The following is a 17,165-nucleotide window of genomic DNA, read 5'->3' as shown; positions in this document are numbered from 1 at the left end:
GTCGCCCGCCCCTTTTTTTCCAAGCGGCTTGCGTTACTTCGCCGCCTCGATCTGGCCGCGGATCTCGCCATCCTTGTTGGCGGCGGTGTGGACGTTGACATAATAATTGCCGGCCGCCAGATCGGCGGCTTGCGCGTCCGTCAGCGTTGCCGAACCCTTGATCGGGCTCTTGAGCTTGCCTTTGAACGGGATGACCGGATCGGCGTTCGCACCCATCGCAGCCGGGCCGTGAATATGCGCTGCCGTCGCCGGTCCGCTAAGGCCGGAATATTTGACGTTCCAACTGAGTTTCTTCTTGGTGGTGTCGAAGGTGAGCGTGGCGGTGCCTTTGCCCTTGGTGGTGACGGGCGGGTTCTGCTGGCCGCCATCGAGCGTTGCCTTGTACTTCACCACCTCGGCCATTGCTGGCGAAGCGAGCAGGAACGCGGTCGAAACGGCCAGCGCCGAAAGCACCGGCAGGAAAGAATATGTGCGCATGAAGAACCTCCGATTGGCTGCCGCATGCGTCGCTGCTCCCCCGGCGCGCGCATGCCTCAACTGCAACGGCTGGGCGACGCAATGTTTCCCTGAACACGAATTTGTGAAGAAAGGGCGATCGGCCGCCCCTTCCGGCGTCCCGAGAGAGAAATCAGACCGACGCCAGCGCCTGCGTCAGGTCCGCGATCAGATCGTCCGGATGCTCGACACCGATCGACAGCCTGACCGTGGTCTCCAGCACACCGATGCGCTGGCGCACGTCCAAGGGAATGCCGGAATGGGTCATGGCGGCCGGATGGCTGGCGAGCGACTCGGTGCCGCCGAGACTTACCGCCAGCTTGAAGATCTGCAGGGCGTTGAGAAACGCGAAAGCCGCCTTCTCTCCACCTTTGATGTCGAAGGAGAAAGTCGAGCCGGCGCCGCTGCATTGCCTCACATAGGCGCGCCCCGCCGGCGTATCCTCGCCCAGGAACGGCAGATAATGCACCTTCTCGACCTTGGCATGATCGCGCAGGAATTCGGCGACCAGGCGCGCATTGTCGTTGGCCCGCTCCATGCGGATCGACAGTGTCTCCAGCGAACGGCCGAGCATCCAGCAGGAATGCGGGTCGAGTTGCGTGCCAATCGCGCCGCGCAGCGCCTTGATCGGCTTAGTGACCGCCTTGCTGCCCATGGCCGCACCCGCGATCAGGTCGGAATGGCCGCCGACATATTTGGTCAGCGAATAGACGGAGACATCGGCGCCATGCTCGATCGGCCGCTGAAACACCGGGCCGAGCAGCGTGTTGTCGCAGACGATGATCGGTGTTGACCCTTGGCTCGCCCCAATCTCATCAGCGATCGTCCGCATCAGCGCGATATCGACCAGGCTGTTGGTCGGATTGGACGGCGTCTCGATCAGGATGACTGAAACACGCCCCTTCGCCACCGCGGCATCGGCGGCTGCCCGAACCGCCTTCTCGTCGACACCATCGGCGAAACCGACGGCGCCGATGCCGAAGCCGGACAGCGTGCGCGTCAAAAGCGTCTCGGTGCCGCCATAGAGCGGCTGCGAATGCAGGATGACATCGCCCGGACGGGCATAGGCGAGCAGTGTCGTCGCGATCGCCGACATGCCGGAGGAAAACAGGATACAGGCGTCCGTCCCTTCATAGATCGCCAGCCGGTCCTCGACGATCTCGCTGTTGGGATGGTTGAAGCGCGAATAGACGAGACCCGACGCCGTGCCGCTCGGCGGTTCCTTGCGGCCGGACGTGTAGTCGAAGAAGTCGCGCCCCTCTTCCGCCGATTTGAACACGAAGGTCGAGGTCAGGAACACCGGTGGCTTGACCGCGCCTTCCGACAGCTGCGGATCGAAACCATAGCTCAGCATCAGCGTCTCCGGATGGAGCTTGTGGTTGCCGATATGGGTTTTCGACGGGCGTGGCGCGGTCATGGCTTTTCCTGCTTTCGAGGGATGTCGCCCGCAATTTATGCGATCCCGATCAGCCAGTCCTTGCTATTCTCGGGCTCACATGGCTGCATGCCGGCAACAAACTGCCCAAAGAGAGCAAAAATGCAGCAGAAGATAGCCGATGATTTCGACCTCAGGATTCTGCGCGAACTGCGGGCCGACGCCCGCATCACCAACAACGACCTCGCCGAGCGCATCGGCCTGTCGCCATCGCCTTGCCTGAGGCGCGTGCGGCGGCTGGAGGAGACGGGTGTGATCAAGGGTTACACCACGCTGGTCGATCCCGCCGTCTTCGGCTGGAGTATGGTCGCCATCGCCACAATTCGGCTCAGCCGGCAGAACGAGGACGAGATCGTCATGTTCGAAGAGGCGATCCGCGGCTGGGAAGAGGTGCTGGAATGCCACCTTGTCACCGGTTCGCGCGACTATGTGCTGAAGGTGGTGACCGGCAGCCTCGAACAGTACGAGCGCTTCATCAAGGAAAAGATCGCGCGGCTGAAATGCGTCGCCTCGATCGAGACCAGCTTCGTCATGAACACCATAAAGGAACGGCGCCTCTGAGGGCGCCGCTCCATTTTACATTTGAGCATGACCTTTGCGGGATCACGCTCTGCAGGGTTACTTGATCGCCTTGTCGGTGATCGCGGTCGTGTAGGCGCCTTTCGGCTCCTTGGTGATGATCTTCTGGTCGAGCAGCGCCTTGGCGGTGCGCTCGTAGGTCGCCGGATCGAGCTTGCCGTCGGCATTGTCGATCAGCTTGGCGACTTCGCTCATCATGCGCTTCTGGTGGTTCTCGTCCTGGCCGCCGCCATCCATGACGATGCCTGCCGCCTCATCATTGTTGTCGACGGCGTATTTCCAGCCCTTCATCGAGGCGCGCACGAAACGCACCATCTTGTCTGCGAAAGCCGGATCCTTGAGCTTGTCTTCCGACGCATAGAGCCCGTCCTCGAGCAGGTCGTTGCCCATCGCCGAATAGTTGAAAACGGTCAGCTGTTCCGGCTTGTAGCCGGCGTCGATCAGCTGCCAGTACTCGTTGTAGGTCATGACCGAGATGCAATCCGCCTGCTTCTGGATCAGCGGCTGCACGTCAAAGCTCTGCTTGAGGACGGTGACGCCGTCCTTGCCGCCATCGGTCTTGAGGCCGAGCTTGTTCATCCAGGCATAGAACGGATATTCATTGCCGAAGAACCAGACGCCCAGCGTATGGCCCTTGAAGTCGGCCTCGGTCTTGATCGGCCCGTCCTTCGGGCAGACCAGCTCCATGCCGGCCTTCTTGAAGGGCTGGGCGATGTTGACCAGCGGCACGCCCTTTTCGCGCGCGGCGAGCGCACCGCCCATCCAGTCGACGATGACATCGGCGCCGCCGCCGGCGATCACCTGCTCGGGCGCGATATCGGGGCCGCCCGGCTTGATGTCGACGTCGAGGCCTTCTGCTTCATAGAAACCCTTGGCCTTGGCGACATAGTAGCCGGCAAACTGGGCCTGCGTGACCCATTTCAGCTGCAACGTCACCTTGTCGGCGGCCATTGCCTGGAAGGCGGCGAGCGACATCGCGCCGGCCAGAACTGGAATGACAAGTCTTTTCATGTTTTTACCCTCTGAAGTTAGCACCCTTAAACCCACCGCCCCTATCCACCACGGACAGAGGGATGCCAAAACGTGACGGCTCTTTCGACAAGAGCGACCACGCCATAAAAGACCGAACCCGCAAGTGCTGCAACTGCGATTTCGGCCCAGACCATGTCGATGTTCATCCGCCCGACCTCGGTCGAGATGCGGAAGCCCATGCCGACGACGGGCGTGCCAAAGAACTCGGCGACGATGGCGCCGATCAGCGCCAGCGTCGAGTTGATCTTCAGCGCGTTGAAGATGAAGGGAGCGGCGGCCGGCAGCCTGAGCTTGATCAGTGTCGGCCAATAGCCCGACGCGTAGGTGCGCATCAGGTCGCGCTCCATATGGCCTGATGCGGCGAGCCCGGCGACCGTGTTCACCAGCATCGGGAAGAACGTCATGATGATGACGACCGCCGCCTTGGACTGCCAGTCGAAGCCGAACCACATGACCATGATGGGCGCCACGCCGATGATCGGCAGCGCCGAGACCATGTTGCCGATCGGCAAAAGCCCACGCCGCAGGAACGGCACGCGGTCGGCGAGGATGGCGGTGATGACGCCGGCGCCGCTGCCGACGACATAGCCGAAGATCACCGCCTTGAAGATGGTCTGGCGCACATCGGCGCCGAGCACCGGAAGCGAACCGGCGATGCGCGCGCCGATGGCGCTTGGCGGCGGCAACAGGATGAAGGGGATGCCGGCGCCGCGCGTCACCGCTTCCCAGATGATCAGGATCCAGGCGCCGAAGATGGCGGGGATGACCAGGCGCAGCGCGTTGCGGGCCGAGTTCGCCATCGGGCGAAGCCCCGACAGTACCGCCACGCAGCGCCAGCCAAGGAGCCAAGCGGCGGTAAGCAGCAGGAAGTACGGTGCCAATGCCGTCCCCTCGAACCCCGCAATGCCCGAGATCAGCAGCCAGGCAACGAGATGGGCGCCGATAAAGAGCACGACGGCCTCGGCAAGCGAAGGAATCCTGAGCATCGAAACCAGCGCCGCCACGATCGCCAGGCCGAGCATCAGGCCCTTGGTTCCGAGATAGGGATAGTTGATGCTGGCGGTGGGGTCCGCGAGCGCTGCCGCTTCCGGCTTCGACATCGCGCCGAGCGCGATTGCGATCAGGCACAACACGATCGCCAGCACGGCTTGCCACGAAGGTTTCAGCCAGTTCATGCCGGCCTCCCGCCCATGGCGCGATCGACGATGCGCCCGGCAATGCCGACCACCATGACCAGCAGTGCCGCCACGATCGAACCGGCGACCAGCGCCGACCAGATGTCGATGGACTGGCTGTAATAGGCGCCGGCAAGCAGCTTGGCGCCGATGCCGGCGACAGCACCGGTCGGCAGTTCGCCGACGATGGCACCGACCAGGCTTGCCGCCACCGCCACCTTCATCGAGGTGAACAGGAACGGCACCGAGGCCGGCACGCGCAGCTTCCAGAAGGTCTGCGAGGCACTGGCATTGTAGGTGTGCATCAGGTCGAGATGCATGATCTCGGGCGAGCGCAGCCCCTTCACCATGCCGACCGTCACCGGGAAGAACGACAGATAGGTCGAGATCATCGCCTTCGGGATCAGCCCGGTGATGCCGATCGCCGCCAACACAACAATGATCATCGGCGCCACCGCCAGGATCGGAATGGTCTGCGAGGCGATGATCCACGGCATCAGGCTGCGGTCGAGCGTCGCCACATGCACGATGCCGACGGCGATGATGATCCCGAGCGCGGTGCCGAAGGCAAAGCCGAGCAGCGTCGACGACAGCGTCACCCAGGCATTGTAGACGAGGCTGCGGCTCGAGGTGATGGGCCGCAGAAACGTGTTCTCGAAGAAGTTCACCGCCACCTGATGCGGCGCCGGCAGCGTCGGCTTCGGCTGCGCCAGCGTCTTGCCGATGAACTCGACGGCGCCGGGCGTTTCGTTGGCCCGGGTGTCGAGATCGCGCTGGAACGGCGCATTGAGGATGACGGCGAAGACATACCAGAGCACGACGACGCCGGCGAGGATGGAGGTCACGGGGACGAGCTTGTCGCGGAAGCTATCCATCTAGAGCTGCCCTTCTCCTCTCCCCGCCGGGGAGAGGGTGGCCGGAGCGAAGCGAAGGCCGGGTGCCTTCGTTTTCGCTGCCGCGACGTTCGTTCTCTTCGTCATCCTAGGGCGGAGCAAGGAGCGAAGCGACGCGGCGCAGACCCTAGGATCCATGCCGTTACCTCGACGCTCCGCAGCGGTGCGGAACATGGCTCCCTGCGTCTCGCGCTGCTTGGCGGGTATTCTCAGCCGTTTGCGCTCTCCGACCGACGTCACGGCATGGATCCTAGGGTCTACGCAGGCTGCTTCGCGCCTGCTCCGCCCTAGGATGACGAAAGCGTAGGGGGCCGCTTGCTTGCCAGGCCGCTCAATCATCATAGCTGTGCCCTGCCCTCAACCCATCGCGCACGCGGGCAGCTATCGCCAAAAACTCCGGCGTCTCGCGGATGTCGAGCGGCCGCTCCTTCGGCAGCGTCGATTCGATGACATCGCTGACGCGGCCCGGGCGCGGCGACATGACGACGATGCGCGTCGACAGATAGACCGCTTCCGGAATGGAGTGGGTGACGAAGCAGATGGTCTTGTTGGTCCGCCCCCACAACTCCAGCAATTGCTCGTTGAGGTGGTCGCGCACGATCTCGTCCAGCGCGCCGAACGGTTCGTCCATCAGCAGCAGATCGGCGTCGAAGGCCAGCGCTCGGGCGATCGAGGCGCGCTGCTGCATGCCGCCGGAAAGCTGCCAGGGGTATTTCTTCTCGAAGCCCGAGAGGTTGACGAGATCGAGCGTGCGCTTGATGCGTTCCGCCTGCTCCGCCTTCGACAGGCCCATGATCTCCAGCGGCAGCGCGACATTGCGCTCGATGGTGCGCCACGGAAACAGGGCGGCTGCCTGGAAGACATAGCCATAGGCGCGTTTCCCGCGCGCCTGCTCCGCCGTCATGCCGTTGACCGAGATCGTGCCTGATGTCGGTTTCTCCAGATCGGCGATGACGCGCAGCAGCGTGGTCTTGCCGCAGCCCGACGGTCCGATGAAGGAGACGAACTCCCCCTTGCCGATCGTCAGGTCGACATTGGACAGTGCCTGGACGGGGCCGTCATTGGTCTGGAAGGTGAGGCCAAGTTTGCTTGCCGCGACAACGGCTGGCGAAATCCCTGTCATCGGCCGCTGCCTGCCTGTTCCCGCCAAAGGGGCGTCGGCCGGAATCCGATTGCTTTTATCGCGATGTTGTTTTCCACTCGCCCTGTCCCATTGGCCCTGTTCCACGCAAATCGACGCCCGGAGTTTCCCCGATGTCGCCCAAACCCACTTGTCATCTTATCCGCCCTGAAAGCACTTATGAAGGCAAGCAGGGACTGACCTATTTCTCCGGCATCGCCACGGAGTCGGTCGGCTCCTCCGGCATCTGCATGCACGTGCTCACCATGCCGCCCGGCGCCCGCGCCAAGGCGCATCTGCACGAGAACCATGAAACGGCGATCTACGTGCTCTCCGGCGAGGTCCATACCTGGTATGGCGACCGGCTCGAACACCACATCGTCGTCAAGGCCGGCGACCTCTTCTACATTCCGGCCGGCGTGCCGCATCTGCCGGCCAATCTGAGCAACGCCCCGTCCTCGGCCGTCATTGCGCGCACCGACCCAAACGAACAGGAGAGTGTCGTCCTGCTGCCGGAACTGGATGCGCTGGTCGCCTGAGCTCGACGGGATCGCCGTCATTTGCACCGCGAGACTTCCCCCATCACATTGCCGTCCGCATCCGTGATCGTCAGCTTCCTGGTGTTCCTGGCGCTGCGCTTGATGGTGAAATTGGTCGGCTCCTGTCCCTCTTCGCCTTCCGCCTCGCATGTCGCCGTCACCACCAGCGATCCGTCAGCCTGCGCTAGCGTCTTCGTGAACGTGCAGGCGCTGGCGGCGGTAATCAATTCCTTGTCGGTCAAGAGCAGCATCTTGTCGGCGGCGACTTCCTGGCCATTGCGGTTGATGCAGCCATATTTGTCGCCATAGGGTTTCGACAGATCAATGCTTGCCGCGGAAGCTTGTCCCGCCGCCAGCACGAGCGTCATCGCAACAGACAAACCGAAACCGCGCATGCTCATCCCCCAGATCCCAGTGCTCATAACATCACGAACATGACCGCAGCGGCCCCACTTCCTCAAGACCGGGAATGGTGACGAAGAAGCCATCCGCACCCTCGTTGGTGACCACGATTGTTTCGATCGCCGTTCCCGCCTCGCCTTCGGCGGAACAGGTCGAACGCAGCGATTGCGGACCTGGCACCGGGGTCAATTGCTGCTCGAACCGGCAACCGCTGCCATAGGTCTCGATGCCTTCCGCGGTCAACAGGATATAGGCATCACTGTTCTGGTAACCAGCCTTGATGCCGGCACAGCCGACATCATTGCCCCAGGAGCCAGCCAGCACGCCAGCCGCGGTCGCCGGGCCACCGGCAACCGCCGCCAAGACCATCGCGATGAGCGCGGCCGAACGCGCCAAGCCTAAACCCCCGTCGCCGGGATGCCCGTGCGTTCCACCTTGCGCGGCGCGGTGATCTCTTTCCACGTCGACAGGGCCCGGTTGACCGCGGCGTTCGGCTCGCGGCCGACGAACTGGCCGTGGCCGGGCTTTGCCTTCACCTCGGCCTCCTCGATCGACAATTCGCCGCGCGAGAAGACGAAGCGCGGCAGGCCGGTCACCTCGACGCCCTCAAACACATTGTAGTCGATCACCGACTGCTGCTTCTTGGCCGAAATCGTCTTCTTGCGCTTCGGATCCCAGACGGTGATGTCGGCATCAGCCCCTTCGACGATGGCGCCCTTCTTCGGATACATGTTGAGGATCTTGGCGATGTTGGTCGAGGTCACAGCGACGAACTCGTTCATCGTCAGCCGCCCGGTATTGACGCCCTTGGTCCACAGCACCGGCAAACGGTCTTCGAGGCCGCCTGTGCCGTTGGGGATCTTGGTGAAATCGCCGACGCCGAAGCGCTTCTGCTTGGTGGTGAAGGCGCAATGGTCAGTCGCCACCACCTGCAGCGACCCGGCCTGCAGCCCGGCCCACAGCGAATCCTGGTGAAGTCTGTTGCGGAAGGGCGGGCTCATCACGCGGCGCGCCGCATGGTCCCAGTCCTTGTCGAAATACTCGCTCTCGTCGAGCGTCAGGTGCTGGATCAGCGGCTCGCCGAACACGCGCATGCCTTTCTGGCGCGCCCGCCGAATGGCCTCATGCGCCTGCTCGCAGGAGACATGCACGACGTAGAGCGGCACGCCGGCCATGTCGGCGATCATGATGGCGCGATTTGTCGCCTCGCCTTCCACTTCCGGCGGCCGCGAATAGGCATGGCCCTCCGGGCCATTGTTGCCGGCGGCGAGCAGTTTCTGCGAAAGTGCGGCAACCACGTCGCCATTCTCGGCATGCACCAACGGCAGCGCGCCAAGGTCGGCGCAGCGCTGGAACGACGCATACATCTCGTCGTCGTCCACCATCAGCGCGCCCTTGTAGGCCATGAAGTGCTTGAACGAGGTGATGCCCTTGTCGACGACGGTGGCCATCTCGTCGAACACCTGCTTGCCCCACCAGGTGACCGCCATGTGGAAGGAATAGTCGCAGGCAGCTTTCGACGTCTTGTTGTCCCACATCTGCAAGGCTTCGAGCAGTGACTGCTGCGGCGCCGGCAGGCAGAAATCGACCACCATGGTGGTGCCGCCGGCAAGGGCTGCCCGCGTGCCGGATTCGAAATCGTCGGCCGAATAGGTGCCCATGAACGGCATTTCGAGATGAGTGTGCGGGTCGATGCCGCCCGGCATGACATAGCAGCCGGTGGCGTCGTACTCATGGTCGCCATGCAGGTCGGAGCCTATGGCGACGATCTTGCCGTGCTTGACTAGCACATCCGCCTTCCACGTTCGGTCGGCGGTAACGACGGTGCCGTTCTTGATGACTTTGGTCATTTTCTTGTTCCCTTGTTCTCTTCGCGCTTCTTTGCGAGCGGCGTTTGGAATCTATAGGCTCACTCCACGATGACGGCGGTCTCCACCACCGCGTGGAACAGGACGTCGGCGCCGGCGCCGGCCCATTCCTTGGTGATTTCCTCGGCCTCGTTGTGCGACAACCCGTCGACGCACGGGCACATCACCATGGCGGTCGGCGCGACGCGGTTGATCCAGCAGGCGTCGTGGCCTGCACCGGAGACGATGTTGCGGTGCGTATAGCCGAGCCGATCGGCGGCATCGCGGATGGCCTTCACGCAGCCGGCATCGAAGGTGACCGGATCGAAATGGCCGACCTGCTCGACCTTGTACCGGATGTCGAGCGCCTCGCAGATCGTGTCGATGCCTTCGCGGACGCGCGCATCCATGGCGTCGAGCACTTCCTTCTCGGGCGAGCGGATGTCGATGGTGAAGACGGTGCGGCCGGCGATGATGTTGCGCGAATTGGGATAGGCTTCCATGTGGCCGACCGCGCCGACGGCATCCGGCTGGTAGTCCATGGCGATCTCATGCACCAGTTCGATCACGCGCGCCATGCCGAGACCGGCATTGCGGCGCTTCGGCATCGGCGTGGAGCCGGTATGGGCTTCCTTGCCGGTCAGCGTCACCTGCAGCCATTTCAGGCCCTGGCCATGGGTGACGACGCCAATGTCGATGTCTTCGTCCTCGAGGATCGGCCCCTGTTCGATATGCAGTTCGAAGAAGGCGTGGATCTTGCGATCGCCGACCTTCTCGGTGCCCTTCCAGCCGATGCGCTCCAGTTCCTCTCCGAATTTCTTGCCGTTCTTGTCCGTGTGCTCATAGACGTCTGCCTGGTCGAGCACGCCGGCGAATACGCCCGACGCCATCATCGCCGGGGCAAAGCGCGCGCCTTCCTCGTTGGTCCAGTTGGTGACGACGATCGGGTGTTTCGTCTTGATGCCGAGATCGTTGAGCGAGCGCACGATCTCCAGGCCGCCGAGGACGCCCAGCACGCCATCATATTTGCCGCCGGTCGGCTGCGTATCGAGATGGCTGCCGACATAGACCGGCGGCAGGCTGGGGTCGGTGCCTTCGCGGCGGGCAAACATCGTGCCCATCTCGTCGACGCCCATTTCGAGCCCGGCATCATCGCACCAGCGCTTGAACAGATGCCGGCCCTCGCCGTCTTCGTCGGTCACGGTCTGGCGATTGTTGCCGCCGGCAATGCCAGGGCCGATCTTCGCCATTTCCATTATCGAATCCCACAAACGGTCTGAATTGATTCGCAGATTCTCGCCGGGTGCGGCCATTCAAGGTCCTTCCATTTCATTCAAAAATCGGACGGCGGTTCCCAACGCCGTCCGACTATAGACTAGGCTAGTCGATCGACCTTAGCACTTCACGCACATGATCGATCAGTTCGTTGATCTGGCCCTTGGTGATGATCAGCGGCGGCGACAGCGCGATGATGTCGCCGGTGGTGCGGATCAGCGCGCCGCGCTCGAACGCCTTGACGAAGGCCGAGAAGGCCCGCTTGGTCGGGCTGCCGGCGATCGGCGCCAGTTCGATCGCGCCGATCAGGCCGATGTTGCGGATGTCGATGACATGCGGCTCGCCTTTCAGCGAGTGCAGCGCGTCCTCCCAATAGGGCGCCAGTTCCTCGCCACGGGTGAGCAGGCCCTCTTCCTTGTAGGTGTCGAGCGTGCCCAACGCCGCGGCACACGCGATCGGATTGCCCGAGTAGGTGTAGCCGTGGAAGAACTCGATCATATGCTCGGGGCCGGTCATGAAGGCGTCGTGGATTTCCTTCTTCACGAACACCGCGCCCATCGGGATGACGCCGTTGGAGACGCCCTTGGCGGTGGTCATGATGTCGGGCGTGACACCGAAATAGTCGGCCGCGAACGGCGCGCCGAGACGGCCGAAGCCGGTGATGACCTCGTCGAAGATCAAAAGGATGCCGTGCTTGGTGCAGATTTCACGCAGCTTCTGCAGATAGCCCTTGGGCGGCAGGATGACGCCGGTGGAGCCGGCGACCGGCTCGACGATGACCGCTGCGATGGTCGAGGCGTCATGCAGGGTAACGATGCGCTCCAGTTCGTTGGCAAGCTCCGCGCCATATTCCGGCACACCCTTCGAGAAGGCGTTCTTTTCCGGCAGATGCGTATGCGGCATATGGTCGACGCCGCCGAGCAGCGTGCCGAACATCTTGCGGTTGGAGACGATGCCGCCGACCGAGATGCCGCCGAAATTGACGCCGTGATAGCCGCGCTCGCGGCCGATCAGACGGGTACGGGCACCCTCGCCCTTCATGCGATGATAGGCGATCGCCATCTTCAGCGCCGTCTCGACCGATTCCGAACCCGAATTGGTGAAGAAGACATGGTCCATGCCCTTGGGCGCGATGTCGACCAGGCGGTTGGCCAGCTCGAACACGATGGGATGGCCCATCTGGAAGGCCGGCGCGTAGTCGAGTTCGGCGGCCTGGTGCTGGATCGCTTCGGTGATCTTCGGCCGGCAGTGGCCGGCGTTGACGCACCACAGACCGGCGGTGCCGTCGAGCACCTTGCGGCCATCGCTGGTCGTGTAGTGCATGTCCTTGGCGGACACGAACATGCGTGGCGCCTGCTTGAACTGCCGGTTTGCCGTGAACGGCATCCAGAATGCACTGAGATCGTTCGGCGTGACTTTCAGCCGGTTGGACATGACCAAGACTTCCCCTTGTAACCTGTTTCGGTGCGTCCAACGCTTGGTCTTTGCGCCGTTTTCATGCTACGCAAATTTTTGACCGATTGGACAAACGTTAGCACCGCCCTGTCGGCGGTCAAGGGATTACTAGCGGAAATGCGGCTCCTGAAGTGCGTTCCACAGCCTAGGGAAAAACTGGTCCAGAGAATTGGTCCAGATGACCGCCAACATGAGGGTTCGCAACGGTGAACACCGGCACGGAAGTCCCTCGCCGCACCCGCATCCAGCAGGAAAAGCGCGAACTCATCCTCGAGGCCGCGCTCGAAGTGTTCTCCACCCATGGCTTCCGCGGCTCGACCATCGACCAGATCGCCGAAGCCGCCGGCATGTCGAAACCGAACCTGCTCTATTACTTCCGCCGCAAGGAGGACATTCACGAGACCTTGATGCTGCGCCTGCTCGACACCTGGCTTGCGCCGCTGCGCGAACTCGACGACATCGGCGATCCCCTGACCGAGCTCAGGAGCTACATCAGGCGAAAGCTCGAAATGGCGCGCGATTTCCCGCGCGAGAGCCGGCTGTTCGCCAACGAAATCCTGCAAGGCGCGCCGCGCATCATGCCGCTGCTGGCTGGCGATCTGAAGACGCTGGTCGACGAGAAGGCCACCGTCATCAAGGGCTGGATGCGCGCCGGCAAGATCGCCCGCACCGACCCCTGGCACCTGATCTTCTCGATATGGGCGACGACGCAGCACTACGCCGATTTCGACGTCCAGGTGCGCGCCGTGCTGGGACCGAACCGTGGCGGCGACGGGCGCTTCGAGGACGCGGCAAGATTCCTGGAGCAGTTGTTCCTGGATGGGCTGAAGCCGAAGGGCTGACCCCCGCCGGCTCAGGCGCTACGCCGCTCGGCCGGAAGCGCGTCCAGCAAGGATTGCAGCTTGGCAATCGAGTTCTGCTCGGCGAGCGGCGTGTAGACGACCAGCCTCATGTCAGAACCATCGTCGATCGACAGGCTCATATGCTCGAATGTCATCGCACCCGCAACGGGGTGCCGCAGGTGCTTCAGCCCGGTCAGTCTTCGTGCCACGTCCCTCAGGGGCCACCAGTCACGGAACTCGGGGCTCGAGCGCATCATAAGCGCGATCAGCCGGTCGAAATCGGGATCACCGACATATTTGGCGCTCTCCGCGCGAAACGACGCGAGCACCACGCGGGCGAGTTCTTCCCAGTCGACCAGCAAACGGCGGTGGTGCGGGCTGGTGAACACCATGTGGACGATGTTGCGGGCGTCACCCTCGAGAAGGCCATAGTCGCCGAACACCGCGACGGCCGCGTCGTTCCAGGCCAGCACGTCCCAGCGTCGGCCAACGACGTAGGCGGGTTGCAGGACGAGGCTTTGCAACATGTGCAGCAAGGGACCGTCGGCCTTTTCCGGCGCGGCGACGCGGCGCTCCGGCTGCTGACGCCCGGCAAGGATGAACAGGTGCCGCCTCTCGACGGCGTCGAGGCGCAGCGCCTCGCTTAACGCCGTCAGCACCTCCACGGAAGGGCGCACGTCCCTGCCCTGTTCCAGCCAGGTGTACCAGGTGGTGCCGACGCCGGCGATCATCGCCACCTCTTCGCGGCGCAGGCCCGGCGTGCGGCGCCTGAGGCCGGTCGAGATGCCGGTCGCCGAGGGTGTCAGCCTTTCGCGCCGCGAGCGCAGGAAAGCCCCAAGCTCGCGCCGGCGGCTGTCTTCAGCGGAATGGGAGGGAGCATCCATGCTTCTTATTATAGCAGTATTGATACCAGGATAAAGTTTGAACTGTTTGAGATCGGCCAGACGTCCCATCTTGCGTTCAGAGCAGCAGACAGGAGGCTCTGGACATGGACCTGAAAGACAAGACAATCCTCATCACCGGCTCGACCGACGGCGTCGGCCGCGTCGTCGCGCAACGGCTGGGTGCCGCCGGCGCCCGGGTGCTGGTGCATGGCCGCGATGCGGCGCGCGGCAAGGCAGCGGTCGCCGAGATCGAAGTCGCCGGCGGCAAGGCCGAATTCCTCGCCGCCGACCTTGCTTCGCTGGCCGAAATTCGCCACCTCGCCGAGGCGGTACGTGCCCGGACGAACCGGCTCGATATCCTCATCAACAATGCCGGCATCGGCACGGCAGGCGCCAAACGGCAGGTCAGTGCCGATGGCTACGAACTGCGCTTCGCCGTCAACTATCTCGCCGGTTTCCTGCTGACCTCGGAGCTTCTGCCGCTGCTCAAGGCCAGCGCTCCGGCGCGCATCGTCAACGTCGCCTCGGCCGGCCAGCAAGCGATCGATTTCGGCGACGTGATGCTCACCCACGGCTATAGCGGCGTGCGTGCCTATTGCCAGAGCAAGCTGGCGCAAATCCTGTTCACCGTCGATCTGGCGGAAGAGCTGAGAGGCACCGGCGTCACCGTCAACGCGCTGCATCCGGCGAGCTACATGAACACCACCATGGTCCGGCAGGCCGGCGTGACGCCATGGAGTTCGGTCGAGACCGGTGCCGAAGCCATCGTCAACCTCGCCGCCGCACCCGCGCTCGAAGGCCGCAGCGGCCTCTATTTCGACGGACTGCGCGAAGCCCGCGCCGATGCCCAGGCCTACGACGCCAGGGCACGGCAGCAATTGCGAAGCCTCAGCCTCGACCTTGTCGGCCCGGCCTCCTCAAAATCCAGGGAACAGCACTCATGACCAACAGAACCGAACACACAGTCATCATCGGCGGCTCATCCGGCATCGGCCTGGCGACCGCGCGAAAACTGCTCGGCCCGGGCATGAAGGTGACGATCACCGGGCGCAACCAGGACAAGCTCATCGGCGCCTGGAAGAGCCTCGGCGGCGCCGCCGACAAGGCCCCGTTCGATGCGTCGAAGCCGGACGAGGTCCGCCAGTTCTTCGAGCGCCTCGGCCCGTTCGACCACCTCGTCTTGGCGGCCAGCGGCGGCAAGGGCCTTGGCCCGTTCGAGACGCTTGACCTTGCCGATCTCGGAAGCGGCGTCGAAGAGAAGGTGCGGCCGCAACTGTCCTGCCTGCAGGCCGCCTTGCCGACGCTGAACAAATCGGGCTCGGTCACCTTCATATCCGCGGTGTCGGCTCAGGCCACAATGCCTGGCGTCGCCGGCATCGGCGCCATCAACGGCATGCTCTTGACCGTGGCGCCGATCTTGGCGGTCGAACTGAAGCCCTTGCGCGTCAACGTCGTGGCGCCCGGCGTCATCGACACGCCGTGGTGGGACTTTTTGCCCGACGAACAGCGGCAGGCGGTCTTTGCCGAGTACGCCGGCAAGACGCCGGTCGGCCGCATCGGCCGCGCCGAGGACGTCGCCTCGGCGATTGCCTTCCTCGTGTCCAACGGCTTCATGACCGGCCAGGTGCTGACCTGCGATGGCGGGCTACGGTTCGCAGCCTGAGTTAGACCCTCAGAGCGTCTGCGCGATCAACGTCAGGAAACCGCCGCCCAGCGCGACATTGCCGACGAAGCCGTTGATGCGCGCCGCGCGATCCGGGCCCTGGTGGTCCCAGAAATTGTGGAACATCGGCGTGGCGACGATCAGGAACAGCACCAGCACCGCGCAGGCGAGTGCCGTCCACAGGCCGGCCATCACCAGGACACCGGCGATGATCTGGAGCACAATGCCGGCCCACAGCGCCAGCCGCGCTTGCGGCACGCCGCGCGCGGCCATCAGCCCGGTCAGGAAAGCGGCGTTCAGGATGTTGCGCAGGCCGGCGAAGACGAAGGCGCCGCCAAGCAACAGGCGGCCTAGAAACAACAAGATCGATGGCAAATCGGCAGGCATAAAACACCCCCTTTGAAAACAATCGGAGCGCCGCCTCATCGACGGCGCTCCAATGGCGATAAGATCAGGCGGCCTTGGCGGCCGGCATCGGATGAATGGCCTGGAACGGGATGCACAGCCGGTTCCAGGTGTTGATCATGCCGAGCGCGACGGACAGCTTGACCAGTTCCTCTTCCGAGAAATGCTCAAGCGTGCGGGCATAGAGCTCATCCGACACACCATTGTTGGCGATCAGGGTCACCGCCTCGGTCCAGGCGAAAGCGGCGCGCTCGCGTTCGGAAAACAGCGGCGATTCCTTCCAGGCCGCGACGAGATAGAGCCGCTGCTCGGTTTCGCCGTCGCGCCGCGCCTCGCGGCTGTGCATCTCGACGCAGAAGGAACAGCCATTCATCTGCGAGGCCCTGAGCTTGATCAGATGCAGCAGGCTGGCCTCCAGCCCGCATTCGTCGACCGCCTTGTTGAGCGCCGATACCGCCTTCATGATCTCCGGCGCCTTGGCGAAAAACTGCATCCTCTGTTTCATCTGATATCCTTTCACATCTGCTTTGGCGGGGCTGAACTGGATTTCTGCGGCCGCTGGTGGCGCGCCACGAAGGCGCAGCTCGCGGCAAAGGATCTGGGATCGCCTTCCGCCGCGTAGTCCGCCACGATGTCGGACAGCTTCACTTCAGCAAGCGCGGCCCGATAGGCGCGCTCGGCCTTGAGCATCGCGGCATTGATGCCGCAGGGTTTGACATAGGCCGAGGCATCGATCTTGACCGGCCCGTTGCGGCGGATTTCGCCGCAGCGAAATGCGGGTTCGCGCCCTTCTATGGCCAGCACGATATCGAGCAGGGTGATGCGTTCGGCCGCCCGCGCCAGCCGGTAGCCGCCAGCCGGCCCCGGCACCGATTCAAGAATGCTGGCGGCGGCCAGCATGTTGAGATGCTTCAGCAGATAGCTGGGCGACAGTCCGAAACACTCGGCGAGAGCAGCACCCGGCATGGTGCTGTTGCCCTCGACGCTTGCAAGGGTGGCCGCGCAATGGATGGCCGCCTCAACGCCCTCGCCCAGCTTCATGATGCCGATTTCCTATTCATGGATACTATTTATCGTGGATAATTGTTATCCGCAATAGGAAAAAGAAAAACGGCACCCGAAGG

General features: G+C 63.4%; 20 protein-coding genes. 5 read left to right on the top strand and 15 right to left on the bottom strand.

The features are described from left to right. Positions 1-33 precede the first annotated feature (33 nt). Positions 34-477 (bottom strand): CHRD domain-containing protein, encoded by a 444-nt coding sequence (locus CK228_RS09885; RefSeq protein ID WP_095773903.1) that lies wholly within the window; start codon positions 475-477, stop codon positions 34-36. Between the two features lie 151 nt (positions 478-628). Then, a complete protein-coding gene (locus tag CK228_RS09880; protein WP_095787710.1) occupies positions 629-1,912 on the bottom strand; it encodes a cystathionine gamma-synthase family protein in 1,284 nt (427 codons plus the stop codon). 120 nt (positions 1,913-2,032) lie between these two features. Here CK228_RS09880 and CK228_RS09875 point away from each other — a divergent pair, with 120 nt between their 5' ends. After that, positions 2,033-2,491, top strand: coding sequence for an Lrp/AsnC family transcriptional regulator (locus CK228_RS09875; RefSeq protein WP_095773901.1), 459 nt, complete (start codon positions 2,033-2,035; stop codon positions 2,489-2,491). Between the two features lie 57 nt (positions 2,492-2,548). Here the strand turns inward: CK228_RS09875 and CK228_RS09870 are convergent, their stop codons facing one another. The 4 genes from CK228_RS09870 to CK228_RS09850 form a co-directional block, all read right to left on the bottom strand. Then, complete coding sequence (locus CK228_RS09870) at positions 2,549-3,520, bottom strand: ABC transporter substrate-binding protein (protein ID WP_019859152.1); 972 nt, start codon at positions 3,518-3,520, stop codon at positions 2,549-2,551. 41 nt (positions 3,521-3,561) lie between these two features. Then, positions 3,562-4,716 (bottom strand): ABC transporter permease, encoded by a 1,155-nt coding sequence (locus CK228_RS09865; protein ID WP_095787709.1) that lies wholly within the window; start codon positions 4,714-4,716, stop codon positions 3,562-3,564. Continuing rightward, a complete protein-coding gene (locus tag CK228_RS09860; protein ID WP_095773899.1) occupies positions 4,713-5,591 on the bottom strand; it encodes an ABC transporter permease in 879 nt (292 codons plus the stop codon). The genes CK228_RS09865 and CK228_RS09860 overlap by 4 nt, the downstream gene beginning before the upstream one ends. 349 nt (positions 5,592-5,940) lie before the next feature. Beyond that, positions 5,941-6,732 (bottom strand): ABC transporter ATP-binding protein, encoded by a 792-nt coding sequence (locus tag CK228_RS09850; protein WP_095773897.1) that lies wholly within the window; start codon positions 6,730-6,732, stop codon positions 5,941-5,943. Positions 6,733-6,863: 131 nt separating this feature from the next. On the opposite strand from CK228_RS09850, the gene CK228_RS09845 reads away from it, so the two are divergent. Next, on the top strand, positions 6,864-7,268 hold the full coding sequence (locus tag CK228_RS09845) for a cupin domain-containing protein (protein WP_095773896.1): 405 nt from the start codon (positions 6,864-6,866) through the stop codon (positions 7,266-7,268). A 17-nt stretch (positions 7,269-7,285) separates the two neighbouring features. Here the strand turns inward: CK228_RS09845 and CK228_RS09840 are convergent, their stop codons facing one another. From CK228_RS09840 to CK228_RS09820, 5 genes are all read right to left on the bottom strand, one after another. Then, positions 7,286-7,663 (bottom strand): hypothetical protein, encoded by a 378-nt coding sequence (locus tag CK228_RS09840; RefSeq protein ID WP_245438002.1) that lies wholly within the window; start codon positions 7,661-7,663, stop codon positions 7,286-7,288. 31 nt (positions 7,664-7,694) lie between these two features. Beyond that, positions 7,695-8,066 (bottom strand): hypothetical protein, encoded by a 372-nt coding sequence (locus tag CK228_RS09835; RefSeq protein WP_095787706.1) that lies wholly within the window; start codon positions 8,064-8,066, stop codon positions 7,695-7,697. Between the two features lie 2 nt (positions 8,067-8,068). Further along, complete coding sequence (gene hydA, locus CK228_RS09830) at positions 8,069-9,520, bottom strand: dihydropyrimidinase (RefSeq protein WP_095787705.1); 1,452 nt, start codon at positions 9,518-9,520, stop codon at positions 8,069-8,071. Between the two features lie 59 nt (positions 9,521-9,579). Next, a complete protein-coding gene (locus CK228_RS09825; RefSeq protein ID WP_095787704.1) occupies positions 9,580-10,830 on the bottom strand; it encodes a Zn-dependent hydrolase in 1,251 nt (416 codons plus the stop codon). Between the two features lie 67 nt (positions 10,831-10,897). Then, complete coding sequence (locus tag CK228_RS09820) at positions 10,898-12,226, bottom strand: aspartate aminotransferase family protein (protein WP_095773891.1); 1,329 nt, start codon at positions 12,224-12,226, stop codon at positions 10,898-10,900. A gap of 227 nt (positions 12,227-12,453) precedes the next feature. Here CK228_RS09820 and CK228_RS09815 point away from each other — a divergent pair, with 227 nt between their 5' ends. Beyond that, positions 12,454-13,089 (top strand): TetR family transcriptional regulator C-terminal domain-containing protein, encoded by a 636-nt coding sequence (locus tag CK228_RS09815; RefSeq protein ID WP_095773890.1) that lies wholly within the window; start codon positions 12,454-12,456, stop codon positions 13,087-13,089. A gap of 11 nt (positions 13,090-13,100) precedes the next feature. Here CK228_RS09815 and CK228_RS09810 read toward each other — a convergent pair whose 3' ends face one another. Next, complete coding sequence (locus CK228_RS09810; protein ID WP_095787703.1) at positions 13,101-13,973, bottom strand: helix-turn-helix transcriptional regulator; 873 nt, start codon at positions 13,971-13,973, stop codon at positions 13,101-13,103. A 104-nt stretch (positions 13,974-14,077) separates the two neighbouring features. Here CK228_RS09810 and CK228_RS09805 point away from each other — a divergent pair, with 104 nt between their 5' ends. Both CK228_RS09805 and CK228_RS09800 read left to right on the top strand, forming a co-directional pair. Next, positions 14,078-14,917: an SDR family oxidoreductase gene (locus tag CK228_RS09805; RefSeq protein WP_095787702.1), complete on the top strand. Its 840-nt coding sequence runs from the start codon at positions 14,078-14,080 to the stop codon at positions 14,915-14,917. Further along, positions 14,914-15,636, top strand: coding sequence for an SDR family oxidoreductase (locus CK228_RS09800; protein ID WP_095787701.1), 723 nt, complete (start codon positions 14,914-14,916; stop codon positions 15,634-15,636). The genes CK228_RS09805 and CK228_RS09800 overlap by 4 nt, the downstream gene beginning before the upstream one ends. A 9-nt stretch (positions 15,637-15,645) precedes the next feature. Here the strand turns inward: CK228_RS09800 and CK228_RS09795 are convergent, their stop codons facing one another. The 3 genes from CK228_RS09795 to CK228_RS09785 all read right to left on the bottom strand — a co-directional run bounded on the left by CK228_RS09795 (position 15,646) and on the right by CK228_RS09785 (position 17,082). Beyond that, positions 15,646-16,023 (bottom strand): DoxX family protein, encoded by a 378-nt coding sequence (locus CK228_RS09795; RefSeq protein ID WP_095773886.1) that lies wholly within the window; start codon positions 16,021-16,023, stop codon positions 15,646-15,648. 64 nt (positions 16,024-16,087) lie between these two features. Next, a complete protein-coding gene (locus CK228_RS09790) occupies positions 16,088-16,546 on the bottom strand; it encodes a carboxymuconolactone decarboxylase family protein (protein ID WP_095787700.1) in 459 nt (152 codons plus the stop codon). An 11-nt stretch (positions 16,547-16,557) separates the two neighbouring features. Then, positions 16,558-17,082: an Rrf2 family transcriptional regulator gene (locus CK228_RS09785; protein WP_095787699.1), complete on the bottom strand. Its 525-nt coding sequence runs from the start codon at positions 17,080-17,082 to the stop codon at positions 16,558-16,560. Positions 17,083-17,165 lie beyond the last annotated feature (83 nt).

Origin of the sequence: Mesorhizobium sp. WSM4312 (assembly GCF_002294875.1) — a bacterium.
Lineage (GTDB): Bacteria > Pseudomonadota > Alphaproteobacteria > Rhizobiales > Rhizobiaceae > Mesorhizobium.
The sequence above is the reverse complement of the archived record's forward strand: the minus strand, read 5'-3'. Positions and strand labels throughout refer to the sequence as shown.